At 68.4% G+C, this 16,101-nt stretch carries 19 protein-coding genes; 7 read left to right on the forward strand and 12 right to left on the reverse strand.

Annotation, left to right across the window (positions count from 1 at the left end):
- Nucleotides 1-22: 22 nt before the first annotated feature.
- The 8 genes from pheT to hisN form a co-directional block, all read right to left on the reverse strand.
- On the reverse strand, nucleotides 23-2,419 hold the full coding sequence (pheT, locus tag CD928_RS15020; RefSeq protein ID WP_095387881.1) for a phenylalanine--tRNA ligase subunit beta: 2,397 nt from the start codon (nucleotides 2,417-2,419) through the stop codon (nucleotides 23-25).
- Between the two features lie 64 nt (nucleotides 2,420-2,483).
- Nucleotides 2,484-3,584: a phenylalanine--tRNA ligase subunit alpha gene (gene pheS, locus CD928_RS15025; RefSeq protein WP_095387882.1), complete on the reverse strand. Its 1,101-nt coding sequence runs from the start codon at nucleotides 3,582-3,584 to the stop codon at nucleotides 2,484-2,486.
- Between the two features lie 145 nt (nucleotides 3,585-3,729).
- Nucleotides 3,730-4,632: an AraC family transcriptional regulator gene (locus tag CD928_RS15030; RefSeq protein WP_095387883.1), complete on the reverse strand. Its 903-nt coding sequence runs from the start codon at nucleotides 4,630-4,632 to the stop codon at nucleotides 3,730-3,732.
- A gap of 304 nt (nucleotides 4,633-4,936) precedes the next feature.
- A complete protein-coding gene (rplT, locus tag CD928_RS15035; RefSeq protein WP_095387884.1) occupies nucleotides 4,937-5,302 on the reverse strand; it encodes a 50S ribosomal protein L20 in 366 nt (121 codons plus the stop codon).
- A 13-nt stretch (nucleotides 5,303-5,315) separates the two neighbouring features.
- Entirely contained in the window at nucleotides 5,316-5,519 is a 204-nt protein-coding gene (gene rpmI / locus CD928_RS15040; RefSeq protein ID WP_037555449.1) for a 50S ribosomal protein L35, read from the reverse strand.
- Between the two features lie 182 nt (nucleotides 5,520-5,701).
- A complete protein-coding gene (locus tag CD928_RS15045) occupies nucleotides 5,702-6,286 on the reverse strand; it encodes an outer membrane beta-barrel protein (protein WP_095387885.1) in 585 nt (194 codons plus the stop codon).
- A gap of 105 nt (nucleotides 6,287-6,391) precedes the next feature.
- Nucleotides 6,392-6,742: a GFA family protein gene (locus tag CD928_RS15050; protein ID WP_095387886.1), complete on the reverse strand. Its 351-nt coding sequence runs from the start codon at nucleotides 6,740-6,742 to the stop codon at nucleotides 6,392-6,394.
- Between the two features lie 18 nt (nucleotides 6,743-6,760).
- Nucleotides 6,761-7,543 carry a histidinol-phosphatase gene (gene hisN / locus CD928_RS15055; protein WP_095387887.1) on the reverse strand — a complete coding sequence of 261 codons (783 nt, stop codon included), beginning with the start codon at nucleotides 7,541-7,543 and terminating at the stop codon, nucleotides 6,761-6,763.
- Between the two features lie 117 nt (nucleotides 7,544-7,660).
- Between hisN and CD928_RS15060 the strand changes: the two genes are divergently transcribed.
- On the forward strand, nucleotides 7,661-8,203 hold the full coding sequence (locus CD928_RS15060) for a TetR/AcrR family transcriptional regulator (protein ID WP_095387888.1): 543 nt from the start codon (nucleotides 7,661-7,663) through the stop codon (nucleotides 8,201-8,203).
- Between the two features lie 25 nt (nucleotides 8,204-8,228).
- Here CD928_RS15060 and CD928_RS15065 read toward each other — a convergent pair whose 3' ends face one another.
- The 3 genes from CD928_RS15065 to CD928_RS23855 all read right to left on the reverse strand — a co-directional run bounded on the left by CD928_RS15065 (nucleotide 8,229) and on the right by CD928_RS23855 (nucleotide 10,232).
- A complete protein-coding gene (locus CD928_RS15065; RefSeq protein ID WP_095387889.1) occupies nucleotides 8,229-9,164 on the reverse strand; it encodes a ribose-phosphate pyrophosphokinase in 936 nt (311 codons plus the stop codon).
- Between the two features lie 138 nt (nucleotides 9,165-9,302).
- Entirely contained in the window at nucleotides 9,303-10,070 is a 768-nt protein-coding gene (locus CD928_RS15070; RefSeq protein ID WP_095387890.1) for a LytTR family DNA-binding domain-containing protein, read from the reverse strand.
- Between the two features lie 33 nt (nucleotides 10,071-10,103).
- Complete coding sequence (locus CD928_RS23855; protein WP_255247184.1) at nucleotides 10,104-10,232, reverse strand: hypothetical protein; 129 nt, start codon at nucleotides 10,230-10,232, stop codon at nucleotides 10,104-10,106.
- On the opposite strand from CD928_RS23855, the gene CD928_RS15075 reads away from it, so the two are divergent.
- The 6 genes from CD928_RS15075 to rpmG all read left to right on the forward strand — a co-directional run bounded on the left by CD928_RS15075 (nucleotide 10,231) and on the right by rpmG (nucleotide 15,244).
- Nucleotides 10,231-10,743, forward strand: a complete 513-nt coding sequence (locus CD928_RS15075) for a DUF2306 domain-containing protein (RefSeq protein WP_095387891.1) — start codon at nucleotides 10,231-10,233, stop codon at nucleotides 10,741-10,743. The two genes, CD928_RS23855 and CD928_RS15075, sit on opposite strands and share 2 nt — an antisense overlap.
- Nucleotides 10,744-10,774: 31 nt before the next feature.
- Nucleotides 10,775-12,436, forward strand: a complete 1,662-nt coding sequence (locus CD928_RS15080) for an NAD+ synthase (RefSeq protein WP_095387892.1) — start codon at nucleotides 10,775-10,777, stop codon at nucleotides 12,434-12,436.
- 3 nt (nucleotides 12,437-12,439) lie between these two features.
- Complete coding sequence (locus tag CD928_RS15085) at nucleotides 12,440-12,646, forward strand: hypothetical protein (RefSeq protein WP_095387893.1); 207 nt, start codon at nucleotides 12,440-12,442, stop codon at nucleotides 12,644-12,646.
- Between the two features lie 33 nt (nucleotides 12,647-12,679).
- Nucleotides 12,680-13,990, forward strand: coding sequence for a glutamate--tRNA ligase (locus CD928_RS15090; RefSeq protein WP_095387894.1), 1,311 nt, complete (start codon nucleotides 12,680-12,682; stop codon nucleotides 13,988-13,990).
- A gap of 150 nt (nucleotides 13,991-14,140) precedes the next feature.
- Entirely contained in the window at nucleotides 14,141-14,869 is a 729-nt protein-coding gene (locus CD928_RS15095) for an energy transducer TonB (RefSeq protein ID WP_095387895.1), read from the forward strand.
- Between the two features lie 207 nt (nucleotides 14,870-15,076).
- Entirely contained in the window at nucleotides 15,077-15,244 is a 168-nt protein-coding gene (gene rpmG, locus CD928_RS15100) for a 50S ribosomal protein L33 (protein ID WP_003042331.1), read from the forward strand.
- A 139-nt stretch (nucleotides 15,245-15,383) separates the two neighbouring features.
- On the opposite strand, the gene CD928_RS15105 is transcribed toward rpmG, so the two are convergent.
- Nucleotides 15,384-16,046, reverse strand: a complete 663-nt coding sequence (locus CD928_RS15105) for a YggS family pyridoxal phosphate-dependent enzyme (RefSeq protein WP_095387896.1) — start codon at nucleotides 16,044-16,046, stop codon at nucleotides 15,384-15,386.
- Nucleotides 16,047-16,101 lie beyond the last annotated feature (55 nt).

A 16,101-nucleotide genomic window follows, 5' to 3' on the forward strand; every position in this document is an offset into this window, starting at 1 on the left:
GGGGCGCGCCAGGGTCCTGACCCTAGCCCCGCAGCACCGCCCCCAGCTTCGCCGCCGCCGCGACCACCTTGTCGGCGACCGCTTTCAGCTCGGCGTCGGTGAAGCTCTTCTCCTGCGGTTGCAGCTCGACTTCGACCGCGAGGCTCAGTTGCCCCTTGGGGACGCCCTGTCCCGCGAAGCGGTCGAACAGGCGCGCGTCAACGATGCTCGCCTTGTCGGCCCCGCGGATCGCGCGGACGAGGTCGGCGGCGGTGAGCGCTTCGGGCGCGAGGAAGGCGAAGTCGCGGCGCACCGATTGCAGGGCCGGCGGGGTGAAGGCCGCGCGTGCCGGACCGCTCGCGCGCTTCGCGGGGATCGCATCGAGGAATATCTGCACCGCCATCACCGGGCCGTCGACGTCGAAATGGCGCGTCAGCGCGGGGTGGAGCGCGCCGAATTCGGCGAGCACCGCCTTGGGACCGAGGCGCAGCGTGGCCGCCTGGCCGGGATGCCAGATCGCGCCCTCGGCGACCGCCTCCATCACCTGCAGCCGGTCGGCGGGCGCGCCGGCGGCTTCGAGCAGCGCCAGCGCGGCGGTCTTGGCGTCGAAGGCGTCGAAGGGCGCGGCCTTGCCCGCTTGCCAGCCGCGCGCGCTCTTGTCGCCCGCCATCAGCACGGCGAGCGTCGGATACTCGGCATCGGCGAGATAGCGGCGGCCGACCTCGAACAGGCGGATGCTCTCGGCCCCGCGATTCTGGTTGCGCGCCGCCGCCGAAAGGAGGCCGGGCAGCAGCGAGGGACGCATCACCTTCAGATCCTCGCTGATCGGATTGGCGAGGGACCAGGCGCCGCCGCCGAAGGGCGCGGCCTCGCGCTCCGAGACGAAGCTCCACGTCACCGCTTCATGGAAGCCCGCGGCCGCGGCGGCGCGGCGGAGGCGCCGTTCGAGCAGCTGGTCGGGGGTCGCGGTCGGTTTCGCGACGCCATCGGTGCGCGGCAGCGGGGTCGACGGGATCGTGTCGAAACCGTGGATGCGCGCGACCTCCTCGACGATGTCGGGCGCGGCGTCCATGTCGCGGCGCCAGCTCGGCACGGTGACCTGCCACAGCGCCCCGAGCTCCATCACGGTGAAGCCGAGCGCTTCGAGAATCGCGCGCTGCCGATCCTGCGGAATCGCGACGCCGCCCAGCGTTTCGGCGAGCGCGGGGTCGTAATCGATGTGCCGCGCCGCGACCGGCGGCGTGCCCGCGCGCGTCACTGCCGAGGGGGTGCCGCCGCACAGGCTGAGGATATGGCCGGTGACGATCGCGGTCGCATCGTCGAGGAAGGCGGGGTCGACCCCGCGCTCGAAGCGGCCACGCGCGTCGCTGGTCAGGCCGAGTGCCTGTCCGGTCAGCGCGATGCGCTCGGGGGTGAAATAGGCGATCTCGATCAGCACGTCGGTCGTCGTCTCGCTGCACCCGCTATGCTCGCCGCCCATGATCCCGGCGATGTCGTGGACGCCGGCGTCGTCGGCGATCACCGTCATCGTGTCGGTCAGGCTATAGTCCTTGCCGTTCAGCGCGGTGACCGTCTCCCCCGCCTTGGCGCGGCGCGCGACGAGCGCGCCCGACAGCTGCGCGCGGTCGTAGATATGACTCGGACGGCCGAGGTCGAACATCACATAGTTGCTGATGTCGACGAGCGCCGAGATCGAGCGCTGGCCGATCGCCTCGAGCCGTCGCCGCATCCATTCGGGAGCGGTGCCGTTGACGACGCCGCTGATCGTGCGGCCATAGAAGGCGGGGCAGCCTTCGGGGTCGTCGGTGCGGATTTCCGTGGCGGGCGCGTCTTCGCCCTCGATCGTCGGGACGACGAGCGGCTTCAGCGTGCCGAGCCCGGCGGCGGCGAGGTCGCGCGCGATCCCGCGCACGCCCATGCAGTCCTGCCGGTTGGGAGTGATCGAGATATCGATCACCGGATCGCCCGCGCCCGAATAATCGGCGAAGGGGGTGCCGACCGGCGCATCGGCGGGAAGCTCGATGATGCCGTCATGGTCGTCGCCGAGTTCGAGTTCGCGCGTCGAGCACATCATGCCGTTCGATTCGACCCCGCGCACTGCGGCGACCTTCAGCATCATGCCGTTCGCGGGGACGACCGCGCCCGGCAGCCCGAGCACACCGACCAGGCCCGCGCGCGCATTGGGCGCGCCGCAGACGACGGTGAGCGGCGCGCCGGCGTTGACTTCTGGGCCGGCCTCGACGGTCAGCACCTGCAGCTTGTCGGCCTGCGGATGCTTCTCGGCGGTCAGCACCTTGGCGACGCGGAAACCCGCGAGCTTCTCAGCCGGATTCTCGACGCCCTCGACCTCATGGCCGATGCGGTTCAGGGTGGTGACGACGTCCGCGACGGCGAACTCGCCATCGAGATGCTCGCGTAGCCACGACAGGGTGAGTTTCATCGAAAGTCTCCCTGTCGTGCCCCGGACTGCGATCCGGGGCCCAGAATCATAAGGCGGGTGATCTTCATGCCGAAATCCCCCCGGATAGCGTCGGGACCGACAGCGCGCCGAACCCGTAGTGCGACAGCCAGCGCAGGTCGCCGTCGAAGAAGGCGCGCAGGTCGTCCATGCCATATTTCAGCATCGCGAGCCGGTCGACCCCGACTCCGAAGGCGAAGCCCTGCCATTCGTCGGGGTCGAGCCCGCAATTGGCGATGACCCGGCGGTTGACCATGCCGCTGCCGAGCAGCTCCATCCACGCATGCCCCTCGTCGTCGCCCGACCCGCCGACGATGCGGCGGCCCTTTTCCTGGCGGTAGCCGACATCGACCTCGGCCGAGGGTTCGGTGAAGGGGAAATAGGACGGGCGCAGGCGCAGCACGATGTCGTCGCGCTCGAAATAGGCCTTGAGGAAGGTTTCGAGCGTCCACTTGAGGTGCCCCATGTGGATGCCGCGGTCGATGACCAGACCTTCGACCTGATGGAACATCGGCGTGTGCGTCGCGTCGCTGTCGCTCCGATAGACGCGGCCCGGCGCGATGATGCGGATCGGCGGCTCATCGCTCATCATCGTGCGGATCTGCACCGGCGAGGTGTGGGTGCGCAGCAGCATCGCCCGGCCCGCGGCATCGTTCATCTGCGTCGGGAAATAGAAGGTGTCGTGCATCGCGCGCGCCGGATGCGTCTCGGGGATGTTGAGCGCGGTGAAATTGTGCCAGTCGTCCTCGATCTCGGGGCCGGTCGCGACCGCGAAGCCCATGTCGGCGAAGATTTCGGCGAGCTCGTCCATCACCTGGCTCACCGGATGGACGCTGCCGCGGGGTGCTGCATCGGCGGGCAGCGTCATGTCGAGCCGCTCGCCCGCGAGCCTCGCCTCGAGCGCCGCACCCTCGAGCGCGGCCTTGCGGTCGGCGATCGCGGTGGTGACGGCTTCGCGTAGCGCGTGGATCTGCGGTCCCTGCACCTGCCGTTCCTCGGGGCTCATTCCGCCCAGCGTCTTCAAGAGCGCCGAAACGCTGCCCGCCTTGCCGAGCGCGGCGACGCGCAGCGCTTCGAGCGCGTCGAGGTCGGCGGCGGCACCGATGTCAGCCACGAACCGGGCCTGCATGGCCGGATAATCACTCATCGTCATTCGTCCTGCGGCGGCGGTGCGTAGGCCGCGCCGCCACTTTTCATCCTTGGCTTGTCGAGCTGCTGGCGGCGGAAAACCCGCTTTCGGCCCGCCGCCGCTTGCACCGAAGCGGCCGGGCGGGTCAACCCCAAGCTTGGGCCTAGGCTTGCGGGCGATGCAGCCCCTGCACCGCCTCGCCGGCGGCGGCGGCGCGGGCGCGGGCGGCGGCGCCGAGGATCGGCTTGGGCCGCGCCGCATAGGCGCGCGGGCCCATCCCCATGAAGCGCTGAAAATCGCGCGTGAACTGCGCTTGGTCGTGATAATGATAATCGAGCGTGTCGATCCACGCCATCGACGGGTCGAGCATGAAGCGCGCGAGGCTGCGCAGGAAGCGCTGGCGGCGCAGCAGCAGTTTCGGCGGAAAGCCGAAGGCGCGGCGGCTGAGCCGTTCGGCCGAGCGTTCGGAGAGGCCGAGCGTCGCGGCGAGATCGGCGACGCTCGCCAGATCGTCGTCGACCAGCGCGCGGTGCGCCGCGAGGATCGCGGGATCGTCGGCGGGCGCGCCGGCGAGCAGGCCGACGAGATGATCGTCGATCATCCGCGCTGCGCCCTCGACGTCGTTGGCGGCGGCGAGCCGCGGCGCGAGCGGCGCGAAGGCGGCGAAGGCGGGATGCGCGGCGCCGTCGCAAAACCGGTCGGCGAGCGCCTCGGCGGGCAGCGGAACGAACTTGGCCCAGCCCATCGGCAACAGGCCGATGCCCCATGCGCGCATCGCCCCCGCGGCGAAATAGCTCGCCATGCTCGTCGGGCCCGCCGCGATGAAGCGCGGGGCTGGGACCGGGGCGCCGCCCCCGATCGCCGCGAGCGGCGCCTCGCCCGCGATAAAGCGCAGATTCGCCCATTCGGGGTGCAGATAATCGTCGACCCGGACGCCCGGCGGCGCCTCGACATCGGTCAGGTAGATGATGCTGCTATAGGGGCGCAGGGCTTCGGACACCGGAAAGAAGCGCGTAACGACGCGCACCTCGGCGGGTGGCCCCGATTCATGATCCCCCACGATCATGCCGCCATCTTGCGGGGGCTTGCGTAAAAAAACAACAGCCTAGGTGCCTCGCATGTCGGGTTTTTACAATTTTTCCGCGCGCCGCGACGTCATATGTCGCGCTAGAGATACTTCCGCCTGCCGTCGGCTTTCTGCGACCCATGGCTTTTCGGTACGGAGGGAGGGGGGCGGTGCATCGTTTTGCGGTCATCGTCGAGACGGCGCGGGGCCAGCCTCCGCGCCGTCTCTTTATGTCGGCGACGCACGCACGAAAAAGGGCGGCCCCATCGGGACCGCCCTTTTTCGTTTTCGATAGGGTCGCGCGTTACGCCGCCTTGGGCAGCGCCGCCTTCGCCTGCGCGATGATCGCGGTGAACACACCGCCTTCGTTCATCGCGAGGTCGGCCATGACCTTGCGGTCGAGCTCGATCCCGGCCAGCTTCACGCCGTGCATGAACTGCGAATAGGTCAGGCCCTCGGCGCGAACCGCGGCGTTGATGCGCTGGATCCACAGCCCGCGGAAGCTCCGCTTCTTAACCTTGCGGTCGCGATAGGCGTATTGGCCGGCCTTTTCGACCGCCTGCTTGGCGATGCGAATGGTGTTCTTGCGACGGCCATAATAGCCCTTCGCCTGCTCCAATACGCGCTTGTGCTTGGCGCGCGTGGTGACGCCGCGTTTGATGCGTGACATGGTCTAGCGCTCCTTACTTCAGGCCGTAGGGCGCCCAGAGGCGCACATGGGCCGCGTCCGAATCGCTGAGCACGCTGGTGCCGCGGTTGGTGCGGATATATTTCGAATTGTGGCTGATCAGGCGGTGGCGCTTGCCGGCGACGCCGTGCTTCACCTTGCCCGAGGCGGTGAATTTGAAGCGTTTCTTCACACCGCTCTTGGTCTTCATCTTGGGCATTTTGGTCTCCTTTGGAAGTCCGTTTGCGTACCGGCCTGGCAGCCCTTTCAGCCAGCCGGCACAATCGGAAGGCGCGCGCTTAGGGGGATTCGCCGGGAAAAGCAAGCATTGTGCCGCCACAAGGCAAAACAGGCGCTCCTTGCGGAAGCGCCTGTTTCCGTTCGTCGGTCGACGCGAAGGCCTTAGAAACGGACGCCGAGCGCGACACCGGCGTGGCGGCGCTGGAAATTGATCCCGGCGATGCGGCCATTGTCGCCATAGCCGAATTCGACCCGGCCATAGAATTGCTGGCCGAAGCCATGTTCGTAACCGACCGCACCCTGGAAGCCCGAGCCGCTCGCGGTCGCGCTGAACCCGCCGCTCAGCGCTTCGATACGCAGCTTGGCATAGCCGACCTTGCCATAGACCTGGCCGCGGCTGCCGACCGCATAGCCGAGGTGCAGGCCGACGCCCAGATTGTCCTTGACCTTCAGCGTGTCGACACCGTCGGTGACCTTCACCGACGATTTTTCGAACGTCGCATAGGGGCCGACGACGACCTTCGAGCCGACCGCGATGTCGAAGCCCGCTTCGCCGCCGAACGCCATCGCGCTGCCGACCTTGTAGACGTCGTTGTTCTGCTGGATGCTGCTGACCGTCGGCGTTTCATAGACCGCGTGCGCTTCGACGCGGAAACCCGCCTTGGCGTTGTCCTGACCTTCGTCCTGCGCGAATGCAGGCGACGCAAAGCCGGCCGCGCAGAGCGCGACCGCAATCATTTTCTTCATGGATTACCCCTCTTTGGTCGACGCCGGCCCCCCCGGCGTCGGCGCGCCCGGTAGCAGTCTTGCAAGGCCTGTAAAGGGGTTGGCGCGCATTACTGCCGAATTGGATCAGAAACTCGCGCCATCGACCTTCTGGATCGTCAGCGAATCGAGATCGGCATCGGGAACGCAGCGGAGGTTGACCGCGGCCATCTTCGCGCCGTCGGGGCCGGTGCCGACCGCAAAGCCCTGGCAGCCGCACTCCGTGCAGAACTGATGGTCGATATTGTGCTTGTGGAATTGATAGGATTGGAGCTTGTCGGCGCCGCTCGTCAGGCGGAACTGGTCGATCGGCACGAAGCTCAGCAGAAAGCCCTTGCGCCGGCAGTGCGAGCAGTTGCAGCTCATCGCCGTGCCCGGAATATCGCCCTCGACCGTATAGGTCACGGCGCCGCAGTGGCAGCTTCCGTCATAGGCCATGATCGCTTCCTCTCCTCGTCAATGGTGACACGCCAGTCCCTCGATGACGTCCTCGAGCCGCGCCGGATCCCCGAGCGCGATGACATGGCCGTCGCTGTCGGCATGAAGCGGCTCGCCGTTCCAGTCGCACATCGTCCCGCCCGCGCCTTCGACAACCGGCACCAGCGCGGCGAAATCGTGGAGTTTCAGACCCGCCTCGACCACCAGGTCGACATGGCCGCTCGCCAGCAGGCCGTAATTATAGCAGTCGCCGCCGAAGACCATGCGCTTGTGCGCGGTCTGCGCGGCGAGCGCCATGAAATGCTCGCCGTCATGATCGGCGAAATATTGCGGCCCCGTCGTCGCGAGCGTCGCGTCGGAGAGGGTGCGGCAGGCGCGGGTCGCCGCGAGCTTGCCGTTGAACAGCGTCGGCCGCCCGGTCGCGCCCACCCAGCGCTCGCCCGCGATCGGCTGATCGATGATGCCGAGCAGCGGCCAGCCGTCCTGCAGGAGCGCGATCAATGTCCCGAAGATCGGGCGGCCGGCCATGAAGCTGACCGTGCCGTCGATCGGGTCGAGCACCCACTGGCGCGCGGCCCCGGCGCGCTCGGCACCATATTCCTCGCCGATGATTCCGTCGCGGGGCGCCTCGGCCTCGAGCAGGCGGCGCATCGCGGCCTCGGCGCCGCGGTCGGCGTCGGTCACCGGCGAGGCGTCGGCCTTCGCCTCGTGTGCAAAGGCAGTGCGGAAGAAAGGACGGATGGCCGCGCCGGCGGCATCGGCAAGGCGATTGGCAAGCGCGAGATCGGATTCGAGCGACATGCGCCAGCGCTAGCCGAGCGGCCGCCGCCCCGCCAGCCTCAACCGCGGTTCGAACGGTGTGGGTGCGCGATTATACTGATTTTACAATTTTAATATAAATTGTAAAATCAGGGTCGGATGAACGACGCTTTTCCTCTCGATCCGGTCGTCGCGACCTTCGCACGCTACGGGCTGCGCCGGACATCGATGACCGATGTCGCGCAGGCGCTCGGCGTGTCGCGCCAGTCGCTCTACAATCGCTTCGGATCGAAGAATGCGCTGGCGGGGTGGGCGGTGCAGGCGCTCATCGACCGCTCGCTCGCCGAGGCGCTGCGCGCGATCGAGCAGCCGGCGCGGACGCTGCCCGACCGGCTGGCCGATGCGCTCGACGCCTGGGTCGGGCGGCATCGGGACGCGCTGCACGCTTCGCCGCACGGGGTGGAGATCGTCGCGGTCATGCAGCGTCATCCGCCCGAGGCGGTGCGGATCGCCGAACGGCGGCTCGTCGCGGCGATGACCGAAGCGATCCGGCTCAGCGGTCCCGGGTCGGCGGTGCCGCGCGCGGGAAGCATGGCGCAGGCGCTCTGCTGGACCGCACGCGGGCTCGTCCATGCCGTGCCCGACCATGCGACCTTTCGCCGCCAGCTCGACCATATCACCGGTGCGCTCGTCGCGCGGTGAGCGGGTTTGGAATGTGGTGCCGCGATCAGTCGAAGAGCGAAGAGACGCTCGTTTCGTCAGCGATGCGCTTGATCGCCTCGCCGAGCAGCGGCGCGACGGTCAGCGCGCGGACCTTGGCGCTGTCGTTGACCGCGTCGGTCGGCTGGATCGAATCGGTGATGACGAGCTCGGTGAGCTCGCTCGCGTCGACGCGCGCTACTGCGCCGCCCGACAGCACGCCGTGGGTGCAATAGGCGACGACGCCCTCGGCGCCCGCGGCCTTCAACGCGGCGGCGGCGTTGCAGAGCGTGCCCGCCGAATCGACGATATCGTCGATCAGAATGCAGAAGCGGCCCGCGACATCGCCGATGATGTTCATGACTTCCGATTCGCCGGCGCGCTCGCGGCGCTTGTCGACGATGGCCAAAGGCGCATTGTCGAGCCGCTTGGCGAGCGCGCGGGCGCGCACCACGCCGCCGACGTCGGGCGACACGACCATCAGATTCTTGCCGCCGAAGCGGGCCTGAATGTCGGCGCTCATCACCGGCGCGGCATAGAGATTGTCGGTCGGAATATCGAAGAAGCCCTGGATCTGCCCGGCGTGCAGGTCGATCGCGAGGACGCGGTCGGCGCCCGAGGTGGTGATGAGGTTGGCGACGAGCTTCGCCGAGATCGGGGTGCGCGGGCCGGGCTTGCGGTCCTGGCGGGCGTAGCCGAAATAGGGGACGACCGCGGTGATCCGCTTCGCCGAGGCGCGGCGCAGCGCGTCGGTGAGGATCAGCAGCTCCATCAGATTGTCGTTCGCCGGGAAATTGGTCGGCTGGACGACGAAGACATCCTGGCCGCGGACATTCTCGTGAATCTCGACGAACACCTCTTCGTCGGCGAAGCGGCGCACGCTGGTGTCGGTCAACGGCAGCTCGAGATAGTCGGCGATCGCACGGGCCAGCGGCAGGTTGCTGTTGCCGGAGATGAGTTTCATGGGGTGCGAAGCCCTTTCGCGCGGGGTGGGATTGCGGGTCCCCTTAACCAGCGCGGGCGCATAGGGGAAGGGTCAAGTTGCGCTCCTGCGCCGGATTGCTGATCGCCGCTTTCGCGGCCGCGGCCCGTTCCCGCCCGATTATAGCCATCCCGCGCTGCGGAGTGTCGGCATCATGTCGCGTGCGACGGGGACTTCCTGCCCGCTCGTCAGCGTCAGGATCGCGGTGCGGCCGTCGCGGCGAACCGACGCAACCGCGTCCTTCGCCACCCACCAGCTGCGGTGGACGCGCTGACCCCCCGCCGTTCCGAGCCGGTCGACGGCATCGCGCATTCGCATCAGGACGAGCTCCTCGCGGCCTTCGCCGATGACGCGGACATAATGATCCTCGCCCTTCAGCGCTCGCACGGGCCCAAAGCCGGGCGGCAGCGGCAGCGCCGCGGGTTCGTCGGCGACCGGCGCCGGCGCGGCGGCGGGCAGCGGCTCGGGCGTGGATCCGCCATCCTTGTCCGCCGGTTCGCCGCGTCCGAACAGCACGGCCATCGCGATCGAGACGACCGCCGCGATGACCCAGATATAGAGATACATCGCCCCGAATCCCGGCGAGCGCAGCGCCTCGGCGAAGCTCAGGCGCCTCGCCATCATCATGACGACCAGCGTCACCGGGGCGCTCGCGACGACGAGCGCGATCAGCCGTCCCGCGAAGCGCGGAAGGCCGGTCGCTTCGCACAGCCAGGTCGCGACGATTCCCGTCGGCCGGAAGAAGAGGTAGCCCGCGAGCAACCAGATGACCCAGCTCAGCATCCGCTGCGCGGTCGGATAGTCGAAGGTGCCGAAAGGGCCGAGCAGCCCGATCAGCAGGCCGAGCAGGATCATCGCCAGCAGTTCGATCGTGAGCCGTTTCGCCATCGCGGCGCGTTGTGCGTGCCATTTCACGAAGCGTCAACGGGCACGGTCGCCGATTTCCGGCGGCTTCGCGAAGTTGCCTGGCGGCTGGCGAAGGAGCGCTTGCCCGCGAACGGCGATCCGGCAGCGAGGGGGCATCGACACCGGCAACAGGATTTCCGCCATGACCGCTTCCACCCCTTCGCCCGCTCCGAATCAAGGCCCGTCGGCGACTCTTCGCCGCATCGCCATCCTCATGCTGTTGATTGCCGGCGCGATTCTCGCCGCGGCGATTCTCCGCCCGTCGGCGGATGCGGCGGCCTATCGCACCCCGCCGCTGGCGATCTGGGTCCATCTCGCGACGGTCGTTCCCGCAGTGCCGCTCGGCGCGTGGCTGCTTTGGCGCCAGCGCAAGGGCGATCTCGCGCATCGCATCGGCGGGCGCGTCTGGGCGCTGATGATGGTGGCGACCGCGATCGACAGCTTCTGGGTCCGCACGATCACCGGCGGCATCGGCCCGATTCACCTCTTCTCGCTGCTTGTGCTCGTTCAGGTGCCGCGCGCCGTCCGATTTGCGATGACGGGGCAGACCGACCGCCATCTAAGGCTGATGCGCGGGGTCTATTTCGGGCTGATCGCGGCGGGCATTCTCGCAATGGCGCCCGGGCGCACGCTGTGGACGCTCGTCTTCGGTTGAATTCGGACGGGTTGCGCCTAAACCGCAAGGCATGATCCAGCCGCTCTCCATCGTCCTGTCGCAAATGACGCAAGCCGTCGGCGACCTTGCCGCCAACGCCGATGCGATGCGCAGCGTTCGCGCGCGGCACGAGGGCGCCGACCTGATCGTCTTTCCCGAGCTGCAGCTGATCGGCTATCCGCCCGAGGATCTGGTGCTCAAGCCGGCGCTCGCGGAGCGCGCGGCGGTGCTGCTGGCCGAACTCGCGGCCGATACCGCCGATGGTGGCCCTGCGATGCTCGTGGGATCGGTCGAGCGCGATGGGGACGGCCGGCTCTACAATATGGTGGCGCTGCTCGACGGCGGCCGCGTGGCCGCGACGCGGCGCAAGCACGAGCTGCCGAATTACGGTACCTTCGACGAGAAGCGCGTCTTCGCGCCCGGCCCATTGCCCGCCATCGTCGAATGGCGCGGGGTGAAGCTTGGGCTGCCGATCTGCGAGGACGGCTGGTTCCCGACCGTCTGCGCTCATCTCGCGGCCGCGGGCGCCGAGCTGCTGATCTCGGTCAACGGCAGCCCCTATGAGATCGACAAGGACGACCGGCGGCTCAGCCAGGTCTTCGGCGCGCGCGTCGCCGAGACGTCGTTGCCGCTGATCTTCCTCAACCGCGTCGGCGGGCAGGACGAGCTGGTGTTCGACGGCTGCTCCTTCGTCCTCAACGCCGACGGGAACCCCGCGCACCGGCTGGCTGACTGGGAAGAGGAAGAGCGCGTCACGCGCTGGACGAAGGGCGACAGCGGCTGGACATGCGAAGCGGGCGCGATCGCCGAGTGGGAAGCGCATCCCGCCGACATCTACAGCGCGATGATCGTCAGCCTGCGCGACTATGTGGAGCGCAACCGCTTCCCCGGCGTCGTGCTCGGCCTGTCGGGCGGGATCGATTCGGCGATCTGCGCCGCGATCGCCGCCGACGCGCTCGGCCCCGACAAGGTCTGGTGCGTGATGCTGCCGAGCCGCTTCACCAGCCAGGCGAGCCTCGACGATGCGGCGGGCTGCGCGGAGATGATCGGCTGCCGGCTCGATACCATCCCGATCGTCCCCGCGGTCGAGGCGTTCGACGCGATGCTCAGCGGCACCTTCGCCGACCGGGACGTCGACATCACCGAGGAGAATGTCCAGTCGCGCATTCGGGGCGTCACGCTGATGGCGCTCAGCAACAAGTTCGGCCCGATGCTGCTGACGACGGGCAACAAGAGCGAGATGAGTGTCGGCTATGCGACCATCTATGGCGACATGGCGGGCGGCTACAATCCGCTGAAGGACGCCTATAAGACGACGGTGTTCGCCGTGGCGAAGTGGCGCAACGAGAATGTGCCGCGCCTCTCGCGCAACCCCGTGGCCCCTGTGATGCCCGATTCGATCATCACCAAGCCGCCGAGCGCCGAGCTCCGCCCCGACCAGAAGGACGAGGACAGCCTGCCGCCTTACGCCGATCTCGATCGCATGCTCCACATGCTGGTCGAAGAGGAAGCGAGCGTCGACGATGTCGTCCAGCGCTACGGCTTCGACCGTGACGCGGTGGCGCGGATCGAGCGGCTCTTGATGCTCGCCGAGTATAAACGGCGCCAGGCGCCCCCGGGAGTCAAGCTGTCGACCCGCAACTTCGGCCGCGACCGGCGCTATCCGATCACCCACGGCTTTCGGACGGGCTGAATCTTGGCGAACTGGCTCACCGGCATCGGCTATATATTGTCGAGCGTCAGCGTCGGGCTGCTCGCCTGGGTGGCGTGGCCAGCGCCGGGCGAATCGCGCGCGCTGGTCGTCGCGATCATCGCGGGCGGGCTGCTCTCGGTCGTCGGCATGGCGCTGCGCTGGGCGGCGCATCTGATCATGCACCGCAAGGTCGAGCAGGTGGAGGACTGACGGCGGCCGATTCTGCCGCTATAGGCGCCGGCCATGACCGTTACGACCCGCTTCGCCCCCTCGCCGACCGGCCACCTCCATGTCGGCAACATCCGCACCGCGCTCCACAACTGGCTGTGGGCGCGCAAGGCCGGCGGGCGCTTTCTGCTGCGCATCGACGACACCGATCTCGAGCGGTCGAAGGAGGAATATGTCGCGGGCATCCGCGCCGATCTCGCGTGGCTCGGGCTCGATGTCGACGGCGAGGAACGGCAGTCGGAGCGATTCGCACTCTACGAGGCCGAGTTTGCGACGTTGAAGGCGGCCGGGCGCGTCTATGCCTGCTACGAGACGCCGGAGGAGCTCGAGATTCGCCGCAAGATCCTGCTCTCGCGCGGGCTGCCGCCGGTCTATGAGCGCAAGCCTGCCGATGCGCCCGCGCCCGAGGGCGTGGCGCCGCACTGGCGCTTCAAGCTCGATCATGGGGCGCCGATCGAATGGATCGACCTCGTCCGCGGACCTCAGCATTTCGAGCCGAAGACCCTGTCCGACCCCGTCGTGCGGCGCGCGGACGGCAGCTGGCTCTATCTGCTGCCGAGCGTGATCGACGATATCGCGATGGGGATCAGCCACGTCGTGCGCGGCGAGGATCACGTCTCGAACACCGCGGCGCAGATCCAGATGTTCGCCGCGTTCGGGGCGAAGCCGCCCCAATTCGCGCACGAGGCCTTGCTCGTCGGCACCGAGGGCAAATTGTCGAAGCGGCTGGGCTCGCTCGGCATGGGGAAACTGCGCGACGCCGGAATCGAGCCGATCGCGCTCGCGGCACTGCTCGCGCGGCTCGGGACGAGCGACCCGGTCGAGCCGGTGACCGGCCTCGCGCCCTTGATCGCAAGCGTGGATTTCGCGCGCTTCGGCCGCGCCCCGGCGCGCTTCGACGAGGCCGAGCTCGCGCTGCTCAATCAGAAGATCCTCCACCACACCGATTATCACGCGGTCGCGCCGCGCCTGCCCGCCGCGATCGACGAGGCGCGCTGGAACGCGATCCGCCCGAACCTGATGAGGGTCGCAGAGGCGGCGGACTGGGGGGCGGTGTTCGATGGGCCGTTCGCGCCCCCCGCGCCCGAGGAAGCCGACCGGCCGGTGCTCGCGGCCGCTGCGGCAGTGGCACCTGCGCTCGATTGGAGCGCCGACCCGTGGCACGCGCTTACCGAGGCAGTAAAGGCGGCGACGGGGGCAAAGGGCCGCGCGCTCTTCCTGCCGCTGCGCCGTGCGCTCACCGGGCGCGATCATGGCCCCGACATGCGCGAACTGCTGCCGCTGATCGCGAAGGACGAAGCCGTCGCGCGGCTCTCGGCGGCCTAGCAAGCTCCCCGCAAATTCTCTTTGCTTGCTCTTGCCGACTTCTCCGATTGACAATATGGGTCACGTTATATTATCACATAACTATGACCCGACCGATAGCAGCGGTCGAAGCGCGGCGGGGCCGGGTCGTCACGGGCAAGGAGAGAGGCCATGACGCTGATACCCATGATTTCCGCTCTGGTGGCGACACCCGAACGGCGCGCAGCTGTAGCCGGATCGGCGTTGGCCCCGCGTCACGGTTATGATCCCGGCGCGGGGCATCGGCCGGTCGCCGCGGCGCTGGCGATCGGCCTGCCGGTCGCGCTGGTCGTCGCGGTCGCGCTGTCGCCAATGATCATCGAGACGGCGCCGCGGACCGAATCGCCCCCGTGGACATCGGTTTTCCTGCCGAAACCCGAGCCTGAGCCGCCCAAGCCGCAACCCGAGACGCAGACGCAGCCGACGAGCAGCCAAGCGACCGAAACGGTCGAGACGGTCTTCAAGCTCCCTGCCGATACCGCCAATCAAGTGACCGAGGGACCGATCATGCTCGATCCGCCGCCGGTGCCTCCGGGCCCGCCGGTGTCGATCGACCCGCCGGCCCCGCCCAAGCTGGTGCTGGCCCAGGTCGACCCGCGCTTCGCAGGGCTGTTCCAGCCCGAATATCCGCTGCGTGAGGAGCGCGCCGGGGTCGAGGGCAGCGTCACGCTGCGCGTGCGGATCGGCACCGACGGGCGGGTTAAGGCGGTCGAACTGGTGCGCACCGATAGCCCCGCCTTCTTCGAGGCGGCGAAGAAGCGCGCGCTGTCCAAATGGCGCTTCAAGCCCGCGAGGCGCGGCGGCGTGGCCGAAGAAAGCTGGAAGGAGATGACCGTCCGCTTCCAGATCAAAAGCGCCTGAGACGGTAGCCGGGCGGAGGGTCGCCGCGCCGTCCGCCCGCTGCTTTTGCTTGACAGAGGCCGCGAATCCCGCCAATGGCGCGCGGATAAATGAGGGCGGCGCCCGGTGCGCGGCCCTCTTGTTTTTCACACCGACCGCCGGGGCCCCCAGTCCCGCCGCATCGGCCGGACGCCCGGCGGATGTGCCAATATTTCGAGGAACAGGGCCATGGCCAAGCCGACGACCGTCAAGATCAAGCTGGTGAGCACCGCCGACACGGGCTTCTTCTATGTCACCAAGAAGAACCCGCGCACGATGACCGAGAAGATGTCGGTGCGCAAATACGACCCGCGTGCGCGCAAGCACGTCGAGTTCAAGGAAGCCAAGATCAAGTGACGCCGCGACCCGCGCGGCGCGGCCGCGCGGATTGAAATGCGTCATCCCGGCTTGGTCCGGGTGCAAAGGGTGGCCGCGTGCCGCCCTTTTTCGTGCGTGAAGCTGGAATACCGGCGTTGGGGCGAAGCGTAGCCGGCGCCTATCCCCGTTCCCCGAACAGCGCCGTTCCCACCCGCACATGCGTCGCGCCCAGCATCACCGCGGTCTCGAAATCGCCGCTCATGCCCATCGAGCGCAGCGGCAGGCCGTGGCGCGCAGCGAGCTCGTCGAGCAGCGCGAAATAGGGGGCGGGTTCGACGTTCGCAGGGGGGATCGCCATCAGCCCGTCGATCGCGAGCCCGGCCGACTTCGCCGCGGCGAGGAGCGCGGGCAGGTCGGCGATCGCGCAGCCGCCCTTCTGCGCCTCGTCGCCGACATTGACCTGTACGAACAATTGCGGCTGTCGGCCCGCCTTGGCGCAGGCCTTGCCGAGCGCCTCGACGAGCGAGGGGCGGTCGACCGAATGGATGGCGTCGAACAGCGCCACCGCATCCTCGGCCTTGTTCGACTGAAGCTGGCCGATCAGGTGGAGGGTCACGCCGGGCGTCTCGGCGCGCAGCGCGGGCCATTTGGCGGCCGCTTCCTGGACGCGATTCTCGCCGAAGTGCCGCTGGCCCGCGGCGATCAGCGGGCGGATCGCGTCGGCCTCGTGCGTCTTCGACACCGCGATCAGGCAGATATCGTCGGCGCGCCGCTGCGCGCGCTTCGCCGCCTCTGCGATCGCCGCCCGCACTCCGGCCAGCCTGTCTGCCGCGTCGTTCATTCCGCCTCCTGTTCCGCGCGCCCGTTGCGCGCCTCAGCCCCGCGCCTATAGAAAG

It is taken from the genome of Sphingopyxis sp. GW247-27LB (genome assembly GCF_002277025.1).
In the GTDB taxonomy this organism is placed as follows: domain Bacteria; phylum Pseudomonadota; class Alphaproteobacteria; order Sphingomonadales; family Sphingomonadaceae; genus Sphingopyxis.